This window comes from Sphingopyxis sp. (assembly GCF_034380315.1).
Taxonomy (GTDB): domain Bacteria; phylum Pseudomonadota; class Alphaproteobacteria; order Sphingomonadales; family Sphingomonadaceae; genus Sphingopyxis.
The window spans coordinates 329,272-352,139 of sequence record NZ_JAXMPB010000005.1 but is presented as its reverse complement, the minus strand read 5'-3'; the positions used below and the strand labels follow the sequence as shown (position 1 = coordinate 352,139).

The following is a 22,868-nucleotide window of genomic DNA, read 5'->3' as shown; positions in this document are numbered from 1 at the left end:
GCCGACGCCGCTCGGGCCCGCTAAACAGCGTTACCTGGCTCATATCCGTCCTTAAGCTCGCTCACACGAGCACGCTTATGAGCGCGCGAAACCTCAACCTACAACACGGCCCTCACCGGACGGGTACCTCATTGCTGCGTTGACCTCTTCTCAGATGCAGGCGCCATAGGTCACCTTGTTGTCGAAGCCATAATACCAGTATCGCTTGCCCTGTTTGCCGTTGCTCGCCGTGCAGCGGCTGTAGCCTGAACGGGCGCCGGTCGCTCCCGGATTGGTATAGGAACTACTACTATTATCGGCTGCCGGGCGCGCCGGTGAAGGAGTGGCCGCCAGCCCGGACCGCCGCGTCATTTCATTGCGCGCCGACTGCGCCGCGGAACTGTTGCCGAGCATTCGCGCGATGGCCGGCAGATCCTGTTGGCGCACGTAGGTCATCTTGCCTGCCGCCGCGACCCGGCCGACCGCATATTCGATGACGGCGGGCGCCCGCGATTCTTCGAGTGCGTGGATCACCGCTCCGCCCCAATTCCCCTGGTCGATGCCATTGTCGACATAGAGCATGTGAACGGCGCTCGCCGCGCCATAGCGCACGGCCCGCTCCTTCATCTTCCGCGCGCGCGGGACTTCACTGCACGCCTTGGTCGTCCCCAGCCGGCAGGCCCGGTCGAAGGCAAGCAGATAGTCGTCGGCATATTGGCCGAGCGCCGGGTCGGGCAGTTCCTGCACGGCGATCATCAGGTTGAAGCATCCGGCCAGCATATCGCCCTCGCACGCCTTGTGGCCGAACGGGATGGACGCGACGAGGTTGCGCGCGGGCGAGGCCTTGTGCGTCAGCAGTTGCGACATCGCGTGGCACGACCGCGCGTCGCCCAAGGCGCAACCGCGTTTGCCGGGGATCGCCACCGCTGCCCAATCGGTATAAGGCGGCAAGCCTTCCGCCAGGCCGCTCGCGACGAGCGCGACATCGCCGCACATGGGGGCTCCGGTCGGCGTTTGGCATGCTGCGGTCGAAATTTCGACAAATCGGGGCAAGTTGAACGTCGGCTTGGCTTTCTCCACCAACAGCTTTGTCACCAGCATGCAACTGTCTTTGTCGCCGCCGCGGCACAACGGCTCGGCGATCCGAAGCGATCCGACATAATCGCTGCGCTCGAAAAGGGTCTGCGCCTGGCCGATGTCCTGAGCTTGGGTCGGCTGGGGCAGGCAAGCCAGAAGAGCCAGAAAGGAAAATGGGCTGGTCAATCGCATTTCGTTCTCCATCTTTACCGGGGCCGTCGTGAGCCTGAGCGTTGCAGGCCTTGTCGATCATTCGAACTTGTCGCGATGCCCGCGCTTGATCAGATCCGCCATTTCCGGCGTTAGCTTTCGCATCGCCTCGGCTTTCTTTTCATAAGCATAGGCGCTGGGCACTTCGACACGCCCGTTCGTGGTCCCGCGGCCGGCGCGGTACATTGCCGCGGCCTGCACCGCCCCGTCGAGTTCGCCATGGTCGGCGGCGCGCTTGAACATTTCCAGCGCCAGCGCCTCATTCTTCGTCACGCCGCGGCCGTCGCGCAGCGCATAGCCCGCCGACAGTTCGGCGGGGCCGTATCCCTTGAGCGCGGCCTTCGCGATATATTCGAAACCGCGCGCGTGATCGGCGGGGAGCTTGCGGCCGGACAACAGTTCAAAGCCCAGATCGTTGGCGGCGAGCACGCTGCCGTTGGTCACCGCGCGGTCCATGTAGAAGATATATTTGTCATAATCGCGTAGCACTGCGCCGCCGCCGTCATTCCTGCCGGTGAAATAGAGCGAGGCGAGCTTGCGGCTGGCCAGATTGTCGCCGCGTCCCGACAATTCGGTCAAGATCGCGATCGCCTTTGCGGTGTTACGGGGGAGCAGATAGTCGCCCGCAAGCGATCGCCACTGGGGTTCTTGTTCCTTGGTTATGCCGATCCCGGCTTTCCACGGATATTGCACCCCGGTCAGATAGTTCGCGGCCAGCATATGGGCTGCGGCATCGCCCGGTCGCAGCCGGACGGGTGTGGCATATTCGATGGCCTTGGCCAAAACTCCGGTCTTTTCCGTCCGATAGGCGATCGAAACTTCGCCCGGACCCTTGTCGAACAGTCCGGCGGCCTTAAGTTTCGGGAAATCAAATTTCAGTTCGCCCTTGTCCTCGCAGAAACTGCAATAATTCGGGTCGAGCGCGATCCGCAGATAGCCGACCACGGCTTCGCGATTGCGGAGTGCGGCGCCCTTTTCATAATAGGATAGCGCCTCGCCGCGATCGCGCGCGCGGAACATCTTCCAGCTGTCATCGGGCGATTCCGCGATTTCCCCCACGCGCGCGAAGGCGAGGCCTTCATTCTGTTCCATCGCGAGCGAGTAATATTTCAGCATCTGCTGCTGGATCTTTTCGCGCGACCAGGATTCGCCGAGCAGATCGGCGCGCATCTTGTCGCCGAACGCAACCTGCGCCGAGGCACTGCCACCGTCGGCGCGCGCTTTGAGTGCCTGGACTTCGGGATTGGCGAACCAGGCTTTCACCCGCGCCTCGGATGCGGCGAGCGCTTCCTTGGATTCCGCGGCGAGGCCGCCCGCCAGATCGTCGAGACCGCCGCTTTGGGCATGGGCCGGTCCAGCGAGCGTCGTCAGCGCCAGAAGCAGGCCGAGGGCCGGGGAGGTGGAAGGAAAGGACATGCTCATGCTCCGGATTGGGCTGGAGTGTTGGTGAGGGTACAGGCTTGCTTGTGGCCAAGCTGGCAAGCCTTGCGATGCGCGGTCGCGGCCGCATCGGGATCGCGGATATGGTCCGGCCCCTTGGTCAGCAGTTCGCCCAGATTGAAACAGCCGCTGTGGCTGTCGAGCGCGCAGGCTTTGCGCAGCAATGTCCCCGCTTGCGCGAAATCCGCCGGGCCGTTCATGCCGTTCATCAGCATGACGCCCATATTGTCGCACGCATTTCCGGCGCCGACGGTGCAGGCGGCGTCGAGCAGCGTGGCCGCGCGCCGAAGGTCGCTTGGTCCCGCTTCGCCCACCATCAGCATATAGCCAAAGTTGGTGCAGCCATCGACGCTGCCGGCGGTGCAGGCGGCGTCAAAGATTCCGCGCGCCGAGGGCAGGTCACGGGGGCCGCCTTCGCCAAATTTCAGCATCACCGCGTGGTTGTTGCAGGAAACGGCGATGTTGCCGTCGCACCCCTTCGCGAACAGGGTGCGCGCTTCGGCGACCTCCCCCATGTCCGCCGCCTCGTAATAGAAGAGCAGGCCCAGATTATAGCAGGCATTGGCATATCCGCCATCGCAGGCGCGCCGGTAATTGCGTACCGCCGATTCCCTGTCGGCCGGTCCCCCGATGCCCTTTTCCAGCATCGCGGCCAGGAAGTTGCAGCCTTCGTCGCTTCGCTCCGCGCAGGCTTTGGCCGCGAAACGGCGGGCGGTCAGGTCATCCTTGATCAGTTTCTTGCCCTCATACAGCCTGATCGCCTGCTTCAGGCACGACGCGGCATCACGGTCGACCTCGCAGGCCTCAACCAGATCAACGACCTCGGCGGGCGGGGGTGTGTCTGCCGCAAGCAAGGGCAAGGGCGCCATCGCGCAGGCCAGCGCGAGCAAAATGCATGATCGGATCGTCATCGTTCGATGTCCCTTGTCATCTTCAATCGATCGGGCGCGGGACCGTGGCCCAGGCGATCGCCTCGCGGAGGTGACCCAGCGTGAACTTCACTGCCTTTGGGGACACTCCGCCACCTTGGAAAAGCAGCCATTTTCCTTCGTCATTCTGCCAGGCAATCTGGACAGCCGCCGTATCCGGCTTGCCGTTCAGCGTGGCGAGCGACGTCTTTTCGAATTGGAAACGCGACGAACCCATGCCTTGCGACCCGTCACCCGCCAGTTTCGAAAAGGGGATGACGGCGCCATCGTCCAGCCGCAACTGGACGGCAGGGGCATTGCCTTTCAGCTTGATGGTCCAGCGCCCCTTCTGGCTGAACCGAAGGTCGCCCTGCGGATCGCGGAACAGCCCCGGATTGGTCAGGCTGATGAAGGCCGTATCGGCATCGCCGCGTTCGACCAACCGATAGACGTTGATCCCGTCGCGCCCGAATGACCCCGTGAAGATGCCCCGCCGCAGACGCCACGGCCCCATTTCCTTCGCGACGACAATGGACCGATACTTGGCGGCGAGCGACGAACCGGGGCTTTTCACCGTGGCATTGCCGCCCGTCACCCGCGCATGATCCTCCACATGCCACAGAAAGTCGAAGCCAGCCTGCAGGAAGCGCGATTCCTTTGCGTCGCGCGCGCAATCCGCATCGACGAGCCCCGCAAACATCTTTTGCATCGACTCGAACGACGCGCGGTCCGTGACGAGGTGATGGCGCGCCGCCATTTCGGCGACGATGGTCCAATCGGCGCGGGGAAGCTTATCGGCCAGCCCGACACGGCATTCGCCCGGATCGCCGCTCATTGCCGCCGGCGCCGCCTCTATGGCATGAACGATCAACCGGGCGGTGTTGATGAGGTTCCATTGCTGGCCGTGCGCCTGCTGCGACAGGCATCCCTTTGCCCATTCCTTCTCTGCTTTCGGTGCGTGGTTGAGCGAGGTGAACACCTCTTTCTTGGTTGCGCGCGACAGGTCGCCGGACAAGGCGTCGCGCAGCACGATCAGGGCGCGATACTCACCGGCATCGAGCAGGTCGCAGCGTTCGTTGGCTCCCAGTGCATAGGTGGCGAAGCCATAATATTGCGCCATCGAGCGCAGTTTTTCCTCATTGTTCTGCGCCTGTGCGCCCGTGGATGCCACCAGCGTGGCGGCAGCAGCGAGAACGACCGGAATGCGCGACAGGAGTTTGCGAATTTTCATGGAACTGGCTGTCCGCCTTTCAAACCGGTGAAGTGGGGGTAGAAGCGCCCGCGCTGCAGGCGCCGGCGCTGCCCAGTCGGCAGGCACGCTGGCGCAGCGCGCCGGGGCTTTGGTCGGGGCGCATCGGCGCCTCGCCGCCTTCGACGATGGTCGCCAGCGTTTCGCAAGCCTTGGCCCAGCCAAGATCACAGGCATGAGCGACCAGTTCGACCGCGCGCTTCTGATTGACGGGGCCGCCGACACCTTTTTTGTGCATCACGGCGAAGGCGAAACAGGCCTGCGCTACCGCGCCGTCGCAGCCCGCGCGCAGGAAGCGGCGCGCCGCGCTATCGTCGCGCGCGGCAATCGGGCCGTTCGAGTAAAACAGCCCCAAATTGGCGCAAGCGATGCCGACGCGATCGGCGCACGCCTGTTCGAGCGTTGCCAGCGCGCCGGTCGCCTGCTTTGGGTCGCCGCCGCTCAGCAGGACGTCGAGCAGTGCGGCGCAGCCGTCGGCGCGGGCGGAACGGCAATGGGCGGACGCTTGATCGGCGGGCTGGATACCATCGTCCGTGGGCGCCGTCGTCGGCAGGCAGCCAGGTCGGGCTTCACGCGCGCAGACCTTGGCAGCATAGCGATGGACGGCGTCCATGTCCGCGCCACCGCGCTCCTCGGCGCGCAACAAGGCTGCACCGTCGTGGCACGCGCCACGGTCCGGCGCGGCGCGGCAATCTTCGCCCATCTGCGACAGCGCGATCGCGACAAAGCCTTCCTTGCCCGTCGCGCGGGCGGAGGTCTTCGCCAATGCCGCTCCCATTTTTGCGCAGGCAAAATCGCTTCCCGCGAGGCACCCCGCCGCCAGATCGCGCGCCGTGTCCATCAGCGCCTCGGCACCTTCCGCGCGGTCCAGCTTGGCGAGCCCCGCCATGGTGCACGACGGCGCCAGCCCCATTTCGCAAGCACGCGCGAAACCGTCGATGGCCAGCGTCATGTCGCCCCGCCGTTCCGCCGCCAAGGAGAATTGGTGCAACGCGAACGGATCGGCCACCTCTTCGGCTGCCGCCGGGGCCATCATGACGCCTGATATGAGCAGCGTAACCGCCGCGACCAGCCATACGCTGATATCGCGTCGATCCGATAATGCCTTCCGCCAATGAAACCCCGCGCCCGTGGCTGTCCGCTTGTGCCGATCAAAAATGATTGGGCTTCCCCCTGAAATTTCCCACCGTTTCAAAGCCATCGATAGCTGCGCTCGGCTTCCGAACGCTTGGCGAAACCCGACAGTGCAGCCGCTGGGTGGCGATCGCCTTGATGTCTGGCGGCGGTGCCCCTGCCCCGAAGGGACCGAAACACCGCCGGCTGACGACCGTGGGTCGCAGATCGCCGTCAGCGATTGCCGTTAGAGCCGAAACCCGCGTGCGCTTCATCCTCCAGATGGAGGAAAGGGAGCGATTTTTCGATCAGTTCGGGGTGGTTGCGCCGATCCGGGCGAGCAGCCCGGCCAGGTCGGATTGCCGCGATGCACCCGTCTTTTCGAGCACGCTGCGGATCTGGCTGCGCACTGTACTGATGGCGACGCTGCCCGACGCGGCGATTGCTTCGGGCGTGTCGCCGCGCGCGATGCCGCTGGCCACGCGCGCTTCCGAAGGGGTCAGGTCGAAAAGCGATTTCATCAGCGTTGCCGACGGCACACGATCCGACACGACCGGCACCAGCAGCAGCAAGGCATAGGAATCGCCGAAAACATCGTGTGCGCCGCGCCGGATCGGGATCAGATGCGCAACCTGTTGCGGGTCTCCCGCCGCGTCGCGCACCGGAAACGAGCGTGCGCTGGCTTCGGGCGCCGCGGTCAGGGATGCGAGCGCGTCGTCGAGCAGGGCATCGGCCTGCCGATCCGCCAAACGCAGGCGGCCGTGGGCGCCCCAAATGACAAGCGAGGACACATCGGTGCCGAGCGGGCTGACCTCGACCATTTCGCCCCCGGCGCGCAGCAGAAAGGCCGGCAGTTGCAGCGCGGCCAGCGCCTCGGCGGCGCCCTGCGCGCGCTTGTGCTGCATCCGCGCGCTGACGAGCGCGCTGCGCGCCAGATGCGGGCGCAGCATGTTGAGTCGTGCCACGCTGTCCGCCGCCACCGGGCCGTCCGAAAAGGCGCGCTCGACGCTGAAAACGATATTGTCGCCGGTCGACACCTGAACCCCGGTCCCCGCCGACCATCCCAGCCCGCGCGGTCGAAAGAAATCGCGATAGACCGGATCTGCATCGATTTCCTCGTCGCTCCAGAAATCATGCTCGACGAAAAAGGACGGCTCCTCGCGGCCCATCAGGCAGACGCGCCGGCTGCATTTACCGAACCATCCTTCCTCGACATAAGCGGCAAAGATGTCGGCAACACGGTCGGAGGCGGTCCAATTCAGCGCCTTGCGCGCCGAAAAGAGAAGGCCACCTGCCGATCCCGCGAGCGCCGCCACCTCGTCGAGAACCCCTGGCCAAGCCTCGGGCACCACCGAGCATTCGTAAATCCGATCGACGAGTCCGTCCTGCATTGATCCCCCTCACGCTAACGATTCATTTTCGCTACCTTCGACCAAATGGCAAGACTACGGATCGTTTACGGACCTTGATTGATCGCCCGGCGAAAGCAGCGCGAACGGCCTTTTTCTGGAGCATTGTGCGACAAGCGGACGATCCGCTACCGTTGAGAGTTTCAGACGCCGCGAGGCGTCAGAAAGTCTTCGATGCCCGAACCGCGGGGTTCCTGGGCTGAGCTATGGGGAAAGCGGTTTTGCGCGCGGCCCGGTGCGGCTGACGGTTGCCGAAAAGCAGGCGCATCTGAGAAGGGACCGTCTGGATATGGGCCGCGAAAGCGGACGCTGAAAAGCGGACGGGCGGATTTTGGGCGTGCGATGTCCGCTTATGGGCAGCACCTGCGCGAGCGGGTCTGCTTCCAGGCGCGGGTGTGCCCTGAATAAAGAAGGCGATGGGCCGTGCCGGGTCACGGTGCGTGTCTCCCGGATGGGAGCGGTGTGGGCGGCGGCGCGCGGGGCTGATATCGGCGCTCGAAGACCTCGATGATGATCATCGTGCCGCCGCAGCACGGGCAGGTTGGCTGGGGCTGGGGCTCGTCGGTCGGTTCCTCGGTCGGGGAAGGCGCGACATCGAGGAGGCGGCGGGCGCGTTCGAGATGATCCTTGCGCCTGGCGCTGGCGAGCAGGCCATAGTGGCGGATGCGGTGGAACCCGCGCGGCAGGGCGTGGAGGAGAAAGCGGCGGATGAACTCGTCGGCGGCGAGCGTCATGACCTGCTGCCGTCCCGCACCGGACTTGCGATAATCCTTGTAACGGAAGTGATCTGCCCCCTTCTGAGTGGTCCAAAATTGATGATATTTTGGACGACGAAGGAGATACGGAATGCCGAGCAAGAAGCATCGCCCGGAAGAGATTATTGGCAAGCTGCGTGAAGCGGAGGTTGTGCTGGCGCAGGGCGCCACGACCGCCGAGGCGTGCCGTCGGATCGCGATCAGCGAGCAGACCTACTATCGTTGGCGCAAGGAATACGGCGGCCTGAAGACCGATCAGGCGCGCCGGATGAAGGACCTGGAGAAAGAGAATGCGCGGCTTCGCCGTGCGATATCCGACCTGACGCTGGACAAGCTGATCCTGCAGGAAGCTGCCCGGGGAAACTTCTGAGCCCCGCGCGCCGAAGGCGCTGTATCGACCACATCAGAAGGATGATGCCGGTGTCCGAGCGGCGGCTCTGCCGCGTGCTCGGGCAATACCGATCGACACAGCGCAAGGCGCCTCGCGGGGCGGATGACGAAGCCGCTCTCACCGAGGATATCATCGCGCTGGCCCGGCAATATGGTCGCTATGGCTATCGCCGGGTGACGGCGTTGCTGCGCGATGCGGGGTGGCATGTGAACCGCAAGCGGGTCGAGCGCATCTGGCGGCGCGAGGGGCTCAAGGTGCCGCAAAGGCAGCCGAAGCGCGGGCGGCTGTGGCTGAACGACGGATCGTGCATCCGGCTCCGGCCGGAATATCCCGGGCATGTCTGGTCCTACGACTTCGTCGAAGGGCGGACCCACGATGGTCGCAAATATCGGATCCTGTCGATCATCGACGAGGCGAGCCGGGAGTGCCTGGCGCTGCCGGTCGCGCGCAAGCTCAGGAGCGATGACGTGCTGGCGGCACTCTCCGAGCTGTTCGTCACGCGTGGGCCGCCGGCGCATATCAGGTCGGACAACGTCCTATGTTGGGAAGCAGCGGCGGGAACAGGCCAGCAGATCTCGTTGCGCCGAGTGTGATCGGCGCTGATGATTTTATGATCCAGATGGCTTCCATCGTCAAGGAAGGCGCTCTCGGCCATAGCAAACATAGGATCCATCGATCATCGGGATCGTGGTCCTCACCGTCCTTAAGATGAGATACGCATGCCAGATGGAAGGCCCGAACATTATCTACAGGGTCGCCGTAGCGCCCTCACGGCACAGCAGAGAGGGGTCCTTCCATCTGGTGTCCGCCCGTTCGACGAACGGGCGGTACTCGGTTCCCGTCTTGATGACGGCGTGCACGACGCGCGCCATCTTGGCGGTGAGAGCGGTCATCGCCTTGCGGCGGCGATCGGGGTCGTCGGCATGGCCATCGACATAGCGGGAGAGCTTGTCACGGAAGCTGTTGTTGGGTTGTCGGATCGCGACCTGCGTTGCCATCCAGAAGGTGCGTCGCAGCCGGGCATTGCCGTACTTTGATAGCTTCGTCCGCCCCCGAAATATCCCTGACTGGTAGGTAGCGAGGTCGAGGCCGCAGAACTTGAGGAACTGGCGATGGTGGCTGAACCGGCGCAGATCGCCGGCCTCGGCCAGGATCGTCAGGGCGTTGATCGGACCGATACCGGGGATCATGCGCAGGAGCTGATAATCGCTGTTCGTCGCCAGCGCGTCATGGGCGATCCGCTCGATCTCGTTACGCTGCTGAATCAGGGTGCGTGCCTGGGCGATGACCATGCGGAACATGGCGACCGCCGTGGAATCTTCGTCGATCGGCAGCGCGATCGATGCACAGGCGGTCTCGTAAATATCGTTGACCACCCGGGCCTTGGAGACCTTGCGACCGATCAGCGGCCAGGCCTGTTCGGTGAACGCCTCGCGTCCGATCGAGGTGATGCTGCCCGGCGTCGGGAAGCGTTCGATCAACGCCAGGAACCAGTCGGACCGGCTGTTGCCGGCGAAACGCTCGATCTCCGGAAAATACAGTGGCAGATAATGCGTGAGGATCCGATGCCAGGTCTGGGTCTTGGCCTTCGATATGGCTTCATGCGTCTTCGACATCTCCTGCAGATCGTTGATCCCTGCCGCCAGCGGATCGACATAGCGTTGGGTCGCGCCGATCTTCAGCATGTGCAGGATCACCTGCGCGTCCTTGGAATCATTCTTGTCCCAGCCATTGTGCAGCGCTTCGCGCGTCCGGGCCAAGGCGACCGATGAAATCAAGCGTAGCTCGAATCCCGCGGACAGCAATCGATGCGCCAGCGTGCGGTGATAATTACCGGTTGCCTCGAATCCGACAATCACGGGCCTGCCGATCGCGGTCAGATCGTCGGCCAGCCGATCATAATCGGCCTTTGTCGCCATCACCGTCATGCGGCGCCGACGACCGCCTTCCGGTCGTTCAAGCAGAACTTCCTGGCGGTGCTTCGACATATCGATGGCTACCAGCACGGCGTCGGGTGGAGTAGAATGAAACTTGGTCATGATCGGTCAGCCTCCAAAGGGTTGTGTCGACAACTTCTCTTTAGAGACCTGCTGGCAGGTCATGACTGCCTTGATGAAGCCGGCGGGCGCTACGCGCCCTTGTCTCCATCAAGGCATCGCGGCCCTTCGAAAGGCTGCTTCCCAATGTGCTATGGTCCGGAGTTTATCGCGACGGCGGTGCAGCAATGGCTCGCCCAGATCGGCGTGAAGACGCTCTACATCACGCCCGGATCGCCATGGGAGAATGGCTATTGCGAAAGCTTCAACGGGTCGCTGCGCGATGAACTGCTCAACGGCGAAATCTTCTACTCGCTCGCCGAGGCTCGTATCCTGATCGAGGCGTGGAGGCGTCATTACAACACCGTCCGGCCGCACAGCTCGCTGGGATATCGACCACCGGCGCCAGAGGCTGTTCCATCGCCAGTGTCGCCCTCCGGTTCCGCTTCGCTCCACCTACGGCCAACACTGGCGATGGAGGCGTCAATGCACTAACAATCCGATCGGACCACTCGGTGGGGGCCGGTCACGATGGCATCGCGAAGCGCGCTGTCTCCCATGACGATATCCTCCTGCGGAAAATCTCGCCATTATCATCCCGCCTGCACCAAAAGTGAGTCAGAGCCCTTTTTGCACGCCGATCACCCCACGAAGGGGGTGCCTATTGCACGCTGATCCTCATCATAGCACCAGCTTCCTACCCCACGATCAGGGCGCGGACACTCGGCGCTGCGCGTCACTCCCGCAAGGTGGGGTCACGCCTCCGCTTACAACAGGATGTATGGTCTGGTAGGATCATTGGCGGAGCAGGCGTGGCAGGCAAATCTAGGCAAGCTCAACCATGGAGTGATCAGTCTGCATGTATAGGGTATTATTACTTGTAATCCTGGTGCTTACGGGCGGCACGGTGACGGCATGTGACCCCGTGAGCGAGGGGAATACGGAGCTGTTCGATCTTTCCCAACCGGCGGGGGATATTGTCCTGGAGGTTTCCGGTGCCATCGCCGTTCGCAACGGCGAGAATGGCGCGCAGTTTGACATGGCCATGCTGCGCGGGCTGTCGACCGTCAGTCTTTCCACAGGCACTTCGGTTACGGACGGAAGCAGCGATTTCGAAGGCTTCCTGCTGCGTGACTTCCTGTCCGGGCTGGGCGCCACGGGCACGATCGTCCGCGCAAGTGCCCTGAACGACTATGTCGTCGACATCCCCATGTCAGACATTGAACGCTTCGATGTCATTGTCGCGCACAGCATGGATGGAGAGCCGCTGTCCCTCCAGGACAAGGGGCCTCTCTGGATCGTCTACCCGCGAGATGCCCATCCGGAGTTGCAGGATATTCGTTACGACTACCGGTGGGTCTGGCAATTGAATGCTCTGGAAGTCCAATGATCATCCGCAAGGGCGCACTCGGTATAGTGCTCCCGTCGGTTACGATCGGGATATTTGCCGTCCTGATCGCTTTTTCGCTCGTGCGCCTCTCGGCGACCGAAGAAGACATGCGGATCGAGGCGACGCAGAACATGCTGTGGGTCATCGCGCGATCGCAGGTTGCCAGCCTGAAATTGCAGACAGCAGCCTCAACACATGTCAGGGGCATGGACACGCCTGTTGAGGTAGAACGCCGCCTCAACAATTTCCTCAGTCATCACAATATTCTCAACCATGGACCGCAACGGCGGCAGATGGTCGAAATGGGATTTGCCGATGCATTGGATACAATAGAGGCGCAACAGGCAGAGCTACGGCAGATCGTGTCGGAGCTTGAAACTGGCGATGAAACTTCGCTGTCCCGGCTTCATGCGATCCTGTCGCCCTATGACGCAGATCTAGCGCGTGCCGCGAACAAGGCCATGACCGCCGAGTGGGATAGCCTTGGAAGCAAGCTGGACAATTCGCGGCAGGAAGTTTCGCACATCATCCTGTCGCTGATCGTGATCGCGCTGACCGGCGCGGGCATGACGTTTTATCTGGTTAGGGCCACACGATCTGCCCGGTCGAGGGCGCAGCTGCTGGAAAGCGAAAAGGCATTGTCGCAGTTGCTCGTAACATCGAGCGGAGAGGCAATCATCGCCGTGGACCGAGAGCGGCGCTCAACGCTTCTGAACGACGCGGCAGCGACACTGTTTGCCATCACCGCAGAGAAAACATTGCATCGCCGCCTGACCGCTATATCCGGGATTTTCAGCGAGGAAAGGGTCGAATCCGTTATCAACCGGGCGCTGGATGGCCATTCAGTAGTGTTGAGAGATCTGCCATTTTCCCGTAAGGCCGATGTCAGCGCGATCTATCTCGAACTCCGCTGTTTTCCTCTGCGGGATGGGACCGGAGTTATCGGGGCGATCATGTTCTTTTCGGACGTTACGGAACAGTATTATGCTAGGCGCGATCTGAGCGAGCGGCGCGACTATCTGGAAGAACAGGTTGCGCTCAGGACGAAGGAACTGCACGCTGCGCTTGAACGGGAACGTTCCGCTACCGCGATCTATCGCAATTTCGCGGCGATGATCTCGCACCAGTTCCGCACTCCGCTTGCGATTGTGGATTCCTCTTTGCAGCGGCTGATGAGGCGGTCGAACCGTCTTGAGCCGGACGAAGTGCTGGAACGGGGTGGACAGGCGCGGTCGGCGATCCGCAACCTTGTGCAGCTTGTCGACAGCACGCTCGATATCGCCCGGCTTGAGGCCGGACAGATTGAGCAGAACAGCGTGGCCTGGGATCTCGACAGGCTGATTGCGGACGTGGTCGATCGGCAGGCGAACGAAATGCCTGACCGGACAGTTCGCTATGTGAGTGGTGGCCCAAGCCTTGTCCTTTGCGATCCGGTATATACCGAACACATCGTCGTGAACCTGCTGTCGAACGCAGCAAAATATGCCCCTCCAGGAACGGCTGTCGATGTGGAGATGGTGTCGGTTGATGGCTACGCCGGTTGCCGGATCATCAACGAGGGGCATATCGATCCCGATGATCGGGAACATCTTTTTGAACGCTTTTTCCGGGGGAAGAATGCCAGTGATAAGAAAGGCGTGGGAATTGGCTTGTATATGGCGCACAGCCTTGCGCAATTGCAGTATGGCAAGCTTTCTTTCGAGATTTTACCCGATAGCCGGATCGCGTTCACGCTTGTCCTGCCGCTGGCGGAAGCAGCCTGCCCGGCCGGCCTGTAAAGGCCCGGTATTGCGATGAACGAGCTTGCCACTACCCACCCGCTTATCTTGTGTGTCGAGGATGAAGATACGCTGAGACGAGATATTGCCGAGGAACTGGTCGAAGCCGGCTATCGCGTTATCGAGGCGGCAGATGGCAGGGATGCGCTGACCCAGTTGGAGGCGGTGCGGCCCGACCTTATCCTGTGCGATATCTGCATGCCCGACATGGACGGTTACGATCTTCTGCGCGCGACGCAGGAAAGGCCGGACGATTATGCGGGAATCCCGTTCCTGTTCATGTCCGCGCTGGCAGATCGTCGTGACGTGGTGAAAGGCAAATTGCGCGGCGCCGACGATTATCTGACCAAGCCCATCGATTTCGACCTTCTGCTGGCCACGGTTCAGGCCCGCCTGCGCCAGATACGGCGGATGAAGGCACACCCGATGCCGGCGGGCGACAGGGTGGAGCGGCAGCTTGCCGTGCTCTCAGGGACTGATATCTCTCCTTCATCAGGGTTCGGAGCTGTGCTCGACCTGATCTCGACAGCGATCGTGCTGATAGACCCCCATGCGGTGCCGGTTTTCCTCAATCGCGCTGCACGTGAGATGAAAGACAGTTGCATCGAACTTTCTTCCGCTCTTTCCAATTGTGCGGGAACGGTGTCTGCGAAACACGGGTTCGCGGCATGGGTGGATGCCTTGCTTCAACAAGGTGATGAGGACAATGTCTCCACCTTCACAATGCATTGCCACACAGGCGATGAGGACTTCAGGATGGTCGGGTGCCGTCTGGGAAGCGATGGAGAGGAGGGGCTGCAACTGGCCCTGTTCATCGCCAAGGCGAACAAATCGGCCATGTTGGCGACGGGCATATTGTCCGAAATGTTCGGCTTTACGGCGACGGAAAGCCTCATCGCCGTGGAACTGGCGCGGGGGCAGCGCCCGGTCGATATTGCCGCTTCGCTGGATATCGCCCAGACGACCGTTGCCTTTCATATGCGCAACATTTTTCAGAAAACGGGCGTCAACCGGCAGGCGCAGCTGGTTGCCCTGTTGCTGACGTCACCGGCGAGTATTCTGTAAACCGTCTGTTCACGTCTCCCTGCGCTTGCGGTCTACTCTGCGGTGTCGGGCGATTGCGATACGGTAATGTCGATGCCGGGGATCGGATCGCCTGCCCTACGGGCTGGTTCGCGCTCCACAGTGCGGCTCGTTTGCGGGCTTGCTGCCCCGCTGCCACCGGGCTGTTCGGGACTTGCAGGCTGGTCTCTATGATGCTTGACCGTATCGGCGAGCGCCTTGCCCCCCTTGAATTTCGCCCGCGATGCGTGACCGTCGCCATCGGCGTCGCTGTCGTGCGCCTGCCTTGTCGCACTGGCATTGGCGGCTGCATTTTCGGGTTCGCCCTGATGGGCCGTGGCCGGACTGCTGGCTGAAAATGCCAGTAAAGATGCGATAGCCACAAGTGGCCGCACCGAAAGGCCGAGGCGTGGGTAAAGGATATTTGCCAAGAGAGCCTCCCTCATCAAGATTTTTCCGTGATCTGCTTTCTACTCTTAGTCCGGACATCTTAATCCCATGTGTATGGCGATGCGAAAGGGCGAGTCCCCGCCTGTTTCCCTGATGCGGGACGGCTGGCGTTTCAATATGACGCTGACCTTTGAGGGGCAGAAATTGTCCATCCCCTTCAAACGAACGGGGCGCGCCAGTCCGGCGCGATGTATCGCTGTTTGGACCAATGCCTGTCAGCAGGCGTGTCTTGGGGGACGATCGCATGACCAGTCTGAAACTTGCCGTCATTGGCCTTTCGGTCCTTGCCCTGGCGGCGCCGGGTGCCGCCTTGGCGCAGCGGACCGCCGATCCCGCCCGTGCGGACCGGTCCGCGACTTCAACGAAGGACCCCGCCCCTGCGGCGACCGGCAGAACGTCGCGCACCAGAACGACGCGGGGGCAACCATCGTCCGACAGGCCGCCAGCCGGCGAACAGGCGGAAATGCCTGTCCCCCGGCTGGATGACCCGCGCATTCGGCAGGGCGGGCGAACGCTGCCGGGCGACATGTACGAGCCGCGCCCCGCGAACCCCTCTGCCCTGCCGGGCGACATGTATGACGGGCCGCCGCGCGGCAACAGGCCCGACTGAAAACCGACAGGCGCACCAGCCTTTGGCACGATTGCATCATGGGACGTGAAGATATGGGGAAGTTTGTGAAGCAGGTAAGCAGGCAGCATGGCGCAGCGGCATGTCGGGCGCGCAAGGGGCGTTCCGTCCGGTCACACCTGATGACAAGCGCAGCCGCTCTTGTCGCCGCGGCTTCCTTCCATCCTTCCACCGCCTGGGCGCAAGAGAATGTCTGGCAGGGCGATGCGGACCAAGACTGGTATAAGGATGAAAACTGGTCGGAGGGCGTGCACCCCCACAATGGCCCAACCGGCGACGGCTTTCACGTGATTATCGATGCCGAAGGCCCGCAATCGCCGGTGATCGAATTCTTCAGCAATCCCGACCGCCTGGCAGAGTCCGCCCGTATCACCATCGGCTCGACGGGAAATGGCGAACTGACCGTTCGTAACGGCGGCTCTTATTCGGGAGGTGGTTCGGGTAGAGGTCGGCTGAGGATAGGTGAACAGGCTGGATCGCGCGGCTTGCTCACCGTCAGCGGCGACGGGTCGAACTTTCGATTGGACAATGGGGGATCGCCGGTCGAAATCGGTAGATATGGTGAAGGCTCGCTTGTCATTGACGGAGGGGCGACCTTTGAAAGCACGGATACCCTGATCGGCAGCTATGCCGGGAGCGAGGGGCATGTTACGGTCAGCGGGTCGAATTCGACCTGGGCAATGCTGCAAGATGACCCAGCTTACGGCTCCGTAATGATAGTCGGCAGCGCTGGCAACGGCTCTCTGACGATCGAGAATGGGGGTTCCGTTCTCGGCGCAGGTCCATCCACTGTCTATGTCGGCAGGGAGGGAGGCGGTGAGGGCACCGTCACCGTTACCGGCGCGAATTCATATCTGAGGTCCGGCACCTTTTTCATCGGTGGAGACGGTGCAATCCGTCGAAGCGGGACCGGCACTCTCGCCATCAGTGACGGCGGCAAGGTGGACAGCCTGTCAACCAATATCGGGATGTGGGGTATTGGCGCCGCATCGGTCAGCGGGGTGGGAACAAGTTGGAACATCGACGGGATGATCCGTGTCGGGATATACAACGCCGGAACGCTTGCCATAACCGATGGCGCGGTGGTGACGGCGACGACGGGACTTCTGGGGGAAAGCGCCGGAGGAACTGGCACGGCGCTGGTTGACGGCGCGCAGTCGCAATGGAATATCTCTGGCGATCTGAAAGTTGGAGGACGGAGTTCGTCGTTCACAGAGGCGAGCGAAGGCTCGCTGACAGTGAGCGACGGTGGTCATGTGGCTGTCGGCCGAACCCTCCAAATCGCTGAACTGGGCGTCAGCACCGGCACAGTCTATATCGGCGGCGATACGGCACCTGCCGCGGCCGGAACGGTGAGTGCAGACGAAATCCTGTTTGGACAGGGCGACGGCACGCTGGTCTTCAATCACACCGGCACCGCGCATCTGTTCGATACGTCGCTTCGCAGTGTGGCCGACGGACAAGGCAGCCTGTCCCATCGCGCTGGCACCACCGTCCTGACCGGCGACAGTTCGGGATTTTCCGGCGCGACACAGGTATCGGGTGGAACCGTCTTGCTGACAGGGGTGCTGGGCGGCTCCGTTTCGCTGGACAGCCTTGGTCCCGATCTTGCGGGGCTGGGCGGAACCGGCAGGCTGACCGGCGATCTGACCGTTACGAGCGGGTTGCTGCGGCCCGGTCTCGAGCAAGGCACACTGACGATAGACGGCAACCTCACGCTGGGAAGCGGGGCGACGCTGCGCTATGATCTGGGCGCCCCGTCCGGCACGCCGGGCGTGGACAGCGATCTTCTGGTGGTAGGGGGCGATCTTGTCCTCGACGGCACGCTGGAAGTCACCGATGTCGGCGGCTTTGGCGAAGGGCTGTATCGCCTGATCGATTATGGCGGCGCGCTGACCGATAACGGGCTGGCCATCGGCAGCCGTCTGCCCACAGGCTATGATGACACCAACCTCACCGTCCAGACGGCCATTGCCGGGGAAATCAACCTGCTTGTCGGCGAAAGCAATGATCCGGGTGGCGATCCGGGCGCATTTCAGTTCTGGAACGGGACACAGACGACCCCGAACGGCAGCATCGCGGGCGGAGCGGGCACATGGTCCGCCACCGGAACCAACTGGACCAATGCGGATGGCTCGCAGTCCGGCGTGTATGACCCTGATGCGATGCTGATCTTCGCCGGGACGCCTGGCTACACCGTGACCGTGGATGGCAGCGAAGGCCCGATCACGACAAGCGGGATGCAGTTCGCCGTGCCGGACTATACCATCGCAGGCGATGCAATCGCGCTGGATGGCGCTGTCACGATCCGGGTCGGTGACGGCACAGCGGCAGGCGCCGCCTATACCGCGCACATCGACAGCGACCTGACCGGCTGGGGCATGCTGATAAAGGACGATCTCGGCACGCTCGTCCTGACGGGCGAAGGCAATAGCTATCGCGGCGGAACCAGGGTTATTGCCGGTGTGCTGGTGGGCAATGGAAACAGCCTGCCAGGCGATATCGTCAACCAGAGCATCGTCGAATTCAGCGAGGATACCGCCTCGGTATACATGGGTAACATGATCGGCACCGGGGCCGTCACGAAGACCGGCGCTGGCGAGACCACCTTCGCAGGTGCCAACAGCTATACCGGCGGCACCTTCATTCAGGATGGCGCCTTGATAGGCCATACGGTCAGCCTTCAGGGTGAAATCGAGATTGGCACTCATGGCAAGATGATTTTCGATCAGGATGCCGATGGCGTCTTTTCCGGCAACATCACGGGACAAGGCAGGCTGGAGAAACATGGTTCCGGCCTCGTGCATCTTGACGGGGTTACCAGCCACACTGGCGGCACCGAGTTGACCGAGGGCGCGCTGTCGGGCACGACCGACAGCCTTCAGGGCGAGATCGTGATGATGGATGGCACGATGCTGGTGTTTGACCAGGAGGCCGACGGAAGATTCGCGGGCATACTGGGAGGAAACCGAGCTATCCTGGTGAAAACCGGCCTCGGAACCGTTACCATGACAGGGGATAACAGCTTCTTTACAGGCGATGTCCAGGTCCTCAACGGCAGGCTGCTGACAGAAACGGTGATCAGCCCGCGCAGCTTTGTCATCGGTTCTCCCGGACATCTGAAAGGTACGGCGAACACGCTTGGCGGCGATATCGCTGCCAACGGCACGCTGACGATCACGGAAGATAACGATGCAACCTATGCGGGCCGTCTGTCCGGGAACGGCGGCGGTCTGTTCATCAAGGATGGGGATGGCATCCTGCGCCTGACGGGCGATAACAGTTTTGCCGGGCGGACCGATATCCGCGAAGGCGCGCTGCACGGCAACACGCAGAGCCTGACAGGCAGCGTATATAACATGTCGGAAGATACCGCGCTGATCTTCAACCAGAGCGGGGATGGCACTTTCGCTGGCGAGATTCTGGGCTTCGGAACGCTGCACAAGGCTGGCGCAGGCGAACTACATCTGACGGGCGCCAACTATTATACCGGCAGCACCGTTATCCATGAGGGCTTCTTGCGCGGTGATACGAACAGCCTTCGAGGCGATATCGAAACCGAATTCTCCTCGGATATCATCGTGATCTTTGATCAGGACAGCAACGGCACCTATTTCGGCGACATCAGTGGAGGCGGACGTCTCCGCAAGGAAGGGGAAGGTCTGGTCCAGCTGGTGGGCACCAACACCTATGATGGCGGAACGCAGGTCATTGCAGGGACATTGTCGGGGACGACCGATAGCCTCCAAGGCGGTATCGGGATCTCTGGCAACGCCACGCTCCTGTTCGATCAGGACAGCAACGGCAGCTTCGATGGCGAGCTGGCGGGAAGCGGCAATCTGGCGAAGGCGGGCGAAGGCGTGCTGACCGTGACGGGTCAGGCAAATTCCTACGATAGCTTCCTGGGCGAAGTGCAGGTTCGCAATGGCACGCTAGTGGCGGAGGCGGCGATTGGCCGGGGCGGCTTTGTCGTCAGATCACCCGGACATCTGAAAGGCACGGCGGATACGCTTGTCGGCGATATCGCTGCCAACGGCACGCTGACGATCACGGGAAATGACGATGCGACCTATGCGGGGCGTCTGTCCGGGAATGGCGGCGGTCTGTTCATCAAGGAAGGGGATGGCATCCTGCGCCTGACGGGCGTGAACAGTTTTGCCGGGCGGACCGATATCCGCGAAGGTGCGCTGCACGGCAACACGCAGAGCCTGACAGGCAGCATGATTACCATGCTGGAAGATACCGCGCTGATCTTCAGTCAGAGCGGGAACGGTAGCTTTTCCGGCCAGATCCTTGGCTTCGGAATGCTGCACAAGGTCGGCACCGGCGAACTGCATCTGACCGGCTCCAACAATTATACCGGCGGCACCGTCATCCACGAGGGCGGTTTGCGCGGCGACACGGATAGCCTGCATGGGAATATCGATACGGGCTTGTCCGCTTCCAACAACCTGATCTTCGATCAGGACAGCAATGGCACCTTTGCAGGCAGCGTCAGCGGGGACGGAAGGTTGATAAAGGATGGCACTGGTGAGGTGTACCTTGCCGGGACCACCAGCCACACAGGTGGCACGCATATTCTCGGAGGCACCTTGTCGGGCACGACTGACAACCTGCGGGACTTTATCGTGGTCTATGACAATGGCAGGCTGGAGTTCGATCAGGATAGCAACGGCAGCTTCGATGGCGAATTGCGGGGAACCGGCAGCCTGATCAAGGATGGCACCGGGGCCGTCACGCTGACGGGGGATGCGTCGAACTTCACCGGGCAGACCGACATTCTGGCCGGTGTGCTGGCCGTCAATGGCAGCCTTGGCGGAAACATCACCGTGTCTGGCGGGGCCTTGAACGGAACGGGAACCTTCGGGAACGTCACGACCGGGCAAGGCGGCACCTTCGCGCCGGGCAATTCGATCGGCCAGAGCAATGCGGCCAGCGTGACGTTCGAGGCCGGATCGGTCTTCGAAGTGGAACTGAACGATGGCGGCTTCGTGCCCGGCGTCAACCATGACGCGATCCACGTCACGGGCAGCGCGACCCTGATTGGCGGGACCGTGCATGTCACCCCGGATAACGGAACCGATACGGGCGAAACCTATCTGCCGGGCACATATACGATATTGGCGGCGGATGGCGGCGTTAGCGGAGCCTTCGACGGGGTGACGGACGATTACGTCTTCCTCGATTTCGCCCTCGATTACGACCCCTCGGCCGTCTATCTGATCTCGAACAGGATCGCTCATTTCTCCGATGTTGCGCTGACGGCCAACCAGGCGGGCATCGCGGCGACGCTCGACGCGCTCGATGGCGGCAATGACATCGTCAGCGCCCTGCTCGGTCAGACTGACGAGGGCGCGGCCCGCCATGCATTAGACAGCCTGACCGGCGAGCTTCATGCCTCGCTAACCGCCACGCTGGTGGAGCAAAGCCGCGTCACCCGCGATGCTGCCTTTGCAAGAGGCAACCGGATCTCGCGCCGGGAAGGCGTGGAACTGTGGATCGAAGGGCTTGCCGGCAACCAGCGGACCGATGGAACGGCCAACACCGCGGCATTGAAAAACAACCGCTATGGCTTCCTGCTGGGCGCAGATACGAATATCGGGAGCAATCTGCGTGTTGGCGCCTTTGCCGGCTATACCGATTCCGACGTCCGAGCTACCGACAGGGGTTCAACCGCATCTTTGGGCAGCACCCATCTGGGGGCATATGGGGCCGGCCAGTGGGGCGGCTTCGGCCTGCAAGTCGGTGCCGACATAAGCTGGCACGATATCGACGCCAGCAGGCAGGTGAATTTCCCGGGTTATTCGGACAGTCTGGAAAGCGCCTATTCGGCGCGCACGGGCCAACTCTACGGCAGAATGTCCTATGCCTTAAGCGCCGGTTCCGTGACCTTCACGCCGTTCGGCGAGATCGCCCATGTCTGGCACTCGTCGGAACGCTTTGCGGAAACGGGCGGCCCGGCGGCGCTGGATGCGGAAAAGGTAGATACCAGCGTGACGTTCTCCACGCTCGGCCTGCGGATGGGAACAGAGATCGATCTTGGCCAGTCCCGCGCGGAATTCGGCGCAGAGATCGGCTGGCGGCACGCTTTCGATCAGCCGGAAGCATCGGTCCAAGCGCTGCGTGCAGGCGGCGCCCCCTTCGCCGTGGCGGGCGCTCCGATCGCGGAGAATGCCCTGTCGCTGGGTCTTGGCGGCAGGTTGGCGTTGTCCGACCGGGCGAGCCTGTCATTCGGCTACAATGCCGATCTCGCGAACCAATATGAAAACCACGCCTTCAGGGCTGGCATATCCTTTGCCTTCTGACCGGGAGAACTCCGAATTGTCCGGCAGGAAAGGCAAGACGTGAAAGGCAGAAAGGCGACACTGGCTACCGGGCTTCTCGCGCTTGTTTTAGCGGCCTGTTCCGACGGTAATAACTCGCAATCCGCCCTGGCGGATTCCGCAAGCGATACCGAGGTGTCGCCAACTCCCCCACAAGCGGCACAGGGTGACTGCGATCTACTCGATCTCGATGCCCTCGCGCAGACTTTCGCAGGCAAGCTGACTTTCACGGGGATGAGCGGTCGGGGCGCGCGTGGAGGCGGATGCACCGTGTCCGTTGCACAGGGCGAAGAAAGCCAGGTCATCCTTCAGGTCGGTGATGCCGCAGATTACGCGGTCCGGAAGGATGCCTACCACTCGCAGGGCTTGAAATTGGTGCCTGTGAACCTGGGCAGGGAAGCCTTCGTGGTCAACGATGCGCAACTCATCGCCATCGACGATCAGAACCGCTCCATCTCACTCGGCCTGTCGCTTGTCGTCTTTGGCGGAGAACCGCCCCTTTCTAGCGAGGAGATTGCGGCCGGCATCGAAAGAGCTGGCGGTGAGGTTCTGGCAAACATGCAGGCGTCACCGCAAGCGTGACGGGTTCGAAAATCGACTATTCCTGAACAGGGGTTCTTACGATCATGAGCAGATATCATCACCTGAAAACCATCCTTGCGGCTGCCGC

13 protein-coding genes and 4 pseudogenes are annotated in these 22,868 nt (G+C 62.2%); 8 read left to right on the top strand and 9 right to left on the bottom strand.

Annotated features, from left to right (window positions below):
- Positions 1-150 precede the first annotated feature (150 nt).
- The 7 genes and pseudogenes from U0S50_RS12010 to U0S50_RS11980 all read right to left on the bottom strand — a co-directional run.
- Positions 151-1,248 carry a hypothetical protein gene (locus U0S50_RS12010; RefSeq protein WP_067111986.1) on the bottom strand — a complete coding sequence of 366 codons (1,098 nt, stop codon included), beginning with the start codon at positions 1,246-1,248 and terminating at the stop codon, positions 151-153.
- 57 nt (positions 1,249-1,305) lie between these two features.
- Entirely contained in the window at positions 1,306-2,682 is a 1,377-nt protein-coding gene (locus tag U0S50_RS12005) for a tetratricopeptide repeat protein (protein WP_067111983.1), read from the bottom strand.
- 2 nt (positions 2,683-2,684) lie between these two features.
- A complete protein-coding gene (locus U0S50_RS12000; protein WP_067111980.1) occupies positions 2,685-3,617 on the bottom strand; it encodes a tetratricopeptide repeat protein in 933 nt (310 codons plus the stop codon).
- 22 nt (positions 3,618-3,639) lie between these two features.
- Complete coding sequence (locus tag U0S50_RS11995; protein ID WP_067111977.1) at positions 3,640-4,845, bottom strand: hypothetical protein; 1,206 nt, start codon at positions 4,843-4,845, stop codon at positions 3,640-3,642.
- Positions 4,846-4,864: 19 nt separating this feature from the next.
- Positions 4,865-5,899: a tetratricopeptide repeat protein gene (locus tag U0S50_RS11990; protein ID WP_067111974.1), complete on the bottom strand. Its 1,035-nt coding sequence runs from the start codon at positions 5,897-5,899 to the stop codon at positions 4,865-4,867.
- 385 nt (positions 5,900-6,284) lie between these two features.
- The gene (locus U0S50_RS11985) at positions 6,285-7,367 is read right to left on the bottom strand and encodes a helix-turn-helix transcriptional regulator (protein WP_067111971.1); all 1,083 of its coding nucleotides are present in this window, start codon (positions 7,365-7,367) and stop codon (positions 6,285-6,287) included.
- A 449-nt stretch (positions 7,368-7,816) separates the two neighbouring features.
- Positions 7,817-8,167 (bottom strand): annotated as a pseudogene (locus U0S50_RS11980) (transposase); the annotation flags it as partial.
- A gap of 64 nt (positions 8,168-8,231) precedes the next feature.
- On the opposite strand from U0S50_RS11980, the pseudogene U0S50_RS11975 reads away from it, so the two are divergent.
- A pseudogene (locus tag U0S50_RS11975) lies at positions 8,232-9,064 on the top strand (IS3 family transposase); the annotation flags it as partial.
- Positions 9,065-9,273: 209 nt separating this feature from the next.
- Here U0S50_RS11975 and U0S50_RS11970 read toward each other — a convergent pair.
- Positions 9,274-10,570, bottom strand: a pseudogene (locus U0S50_RS11970) (IS110 family transposase).
- 153 nt (positions 10,571-10,723) lie between these two features.
- Here U0S50_RS11970 and U0S50_RS11965 point away from each other — a divergent pair.
- From U0S50_RS11965 to U0S50_RS11950, 4 genes and pseudogenes are all read left to right on the top strand, one after another.
- Positions 10,724-11,062: pseudogene (locus tag U0S50_RS11965) on the top strand (integrase core domain-containing protein); the annotation flags it as partial.
- A gap of 430 nt (positions 11,063-11,492) precedes the next feature.
- The gene (locus U0S50_RS11960) at positions 11,493-11,957 is read left to right on the top strand and encodes a molybdopterin-dependent oxidoreductase (RefSeq protein WP_104960408.1); all 465 of its coding nucleotides are present in this window, start codon (positions 11,493-11,495) and stop codon (positions 11,955-11,957) included.
- The gene (locus U0S50_RS11955; protein ID WP_104960046.1) at positions 11,954-13,735 is read left to right on the top strand and encodes a sensor histidine kinase; all 1,782 of its coding nucleotides are present in this window, start codon (positions 11,954-11,956) and stop codon (positions 13,733-13,735) included. The genes U0S50_RS11960 and U0S50_RS11955 overlap by 4 nt, the downstream gene beginning before the upstream one ends.
- A 15-nt stretch (positions 13,736-13,750) precedes the next feature.
- Positions 13,751-14,800, top strand: coding sequence for a response regulator (locus tag U0S50_RS11950; RefSeq protein ID WP_322308988.1), 1,050 nt, complete (start codon positions 13,751-13,753; stop codon positions 14,798-14,800).
- A 32-nt stretch (positions 14,801-14,832) separates the two neighbouring features.
- Here the strand turns inward: U0S50_RS11950 and U0S50_RS11945 are convergent, their stop codons facing one another.
- Positions 14,833-15,228, bottom strand: a complete 396-nt coding sequence (locus U0S50_RS11945; protein ID WP_158682330.1) for a hypothetical protein — start codon at positions 15,226-15,228, stop codon at positions 14,833-14,835.
- A 263-nt stretch (positions 15,229-15,491) separates the two neighbouring features.
- Between U0S50_RS11945 and U0S50_RS11940 the strand changes: the two genes are divergently transcribed.
- From U0S50_RS11940 to U0S50_RS11930, 3 genes are all read left to right on the top strand, one after another.
- On the top strand, positions 15,492-15,857 hold the full coding sequence (locus U0S50_RS11940) for a hypothetical protein (protein WP_322308987.1): 366 nt from the start codon (positions 15,492-15,494) through the stop codon (positions 15,855-15,857).
- Between the two features lie 140 nt (positions 15,858-15,997).
- Complete coding sequence (locus U0S50_RS11935) at positions 15,998-22,180, top strand: autotransporter-associated beta strand repeat-containing protein (RefSeq protein WP_322308986.1); 6,183 nt, start codon at positions 15,998-16,000, stop codon at positions 22,178-22,180.
- A gap of 39 nt (positions 22,181-22,219) precedes the next feature.
- Complete coding sequence (locus tag U0S50_RS11930; protein ID WP_104960050.1) at positions 22,220-22,780, top strand: hypothetical protein; 561 nt, start codon at positions 22,220-22,222, stop codon at positions 22,778-22,780.
- The last annotated feature ends 88 nt before the right edge of the window (positions 22,781-22,868 follow it).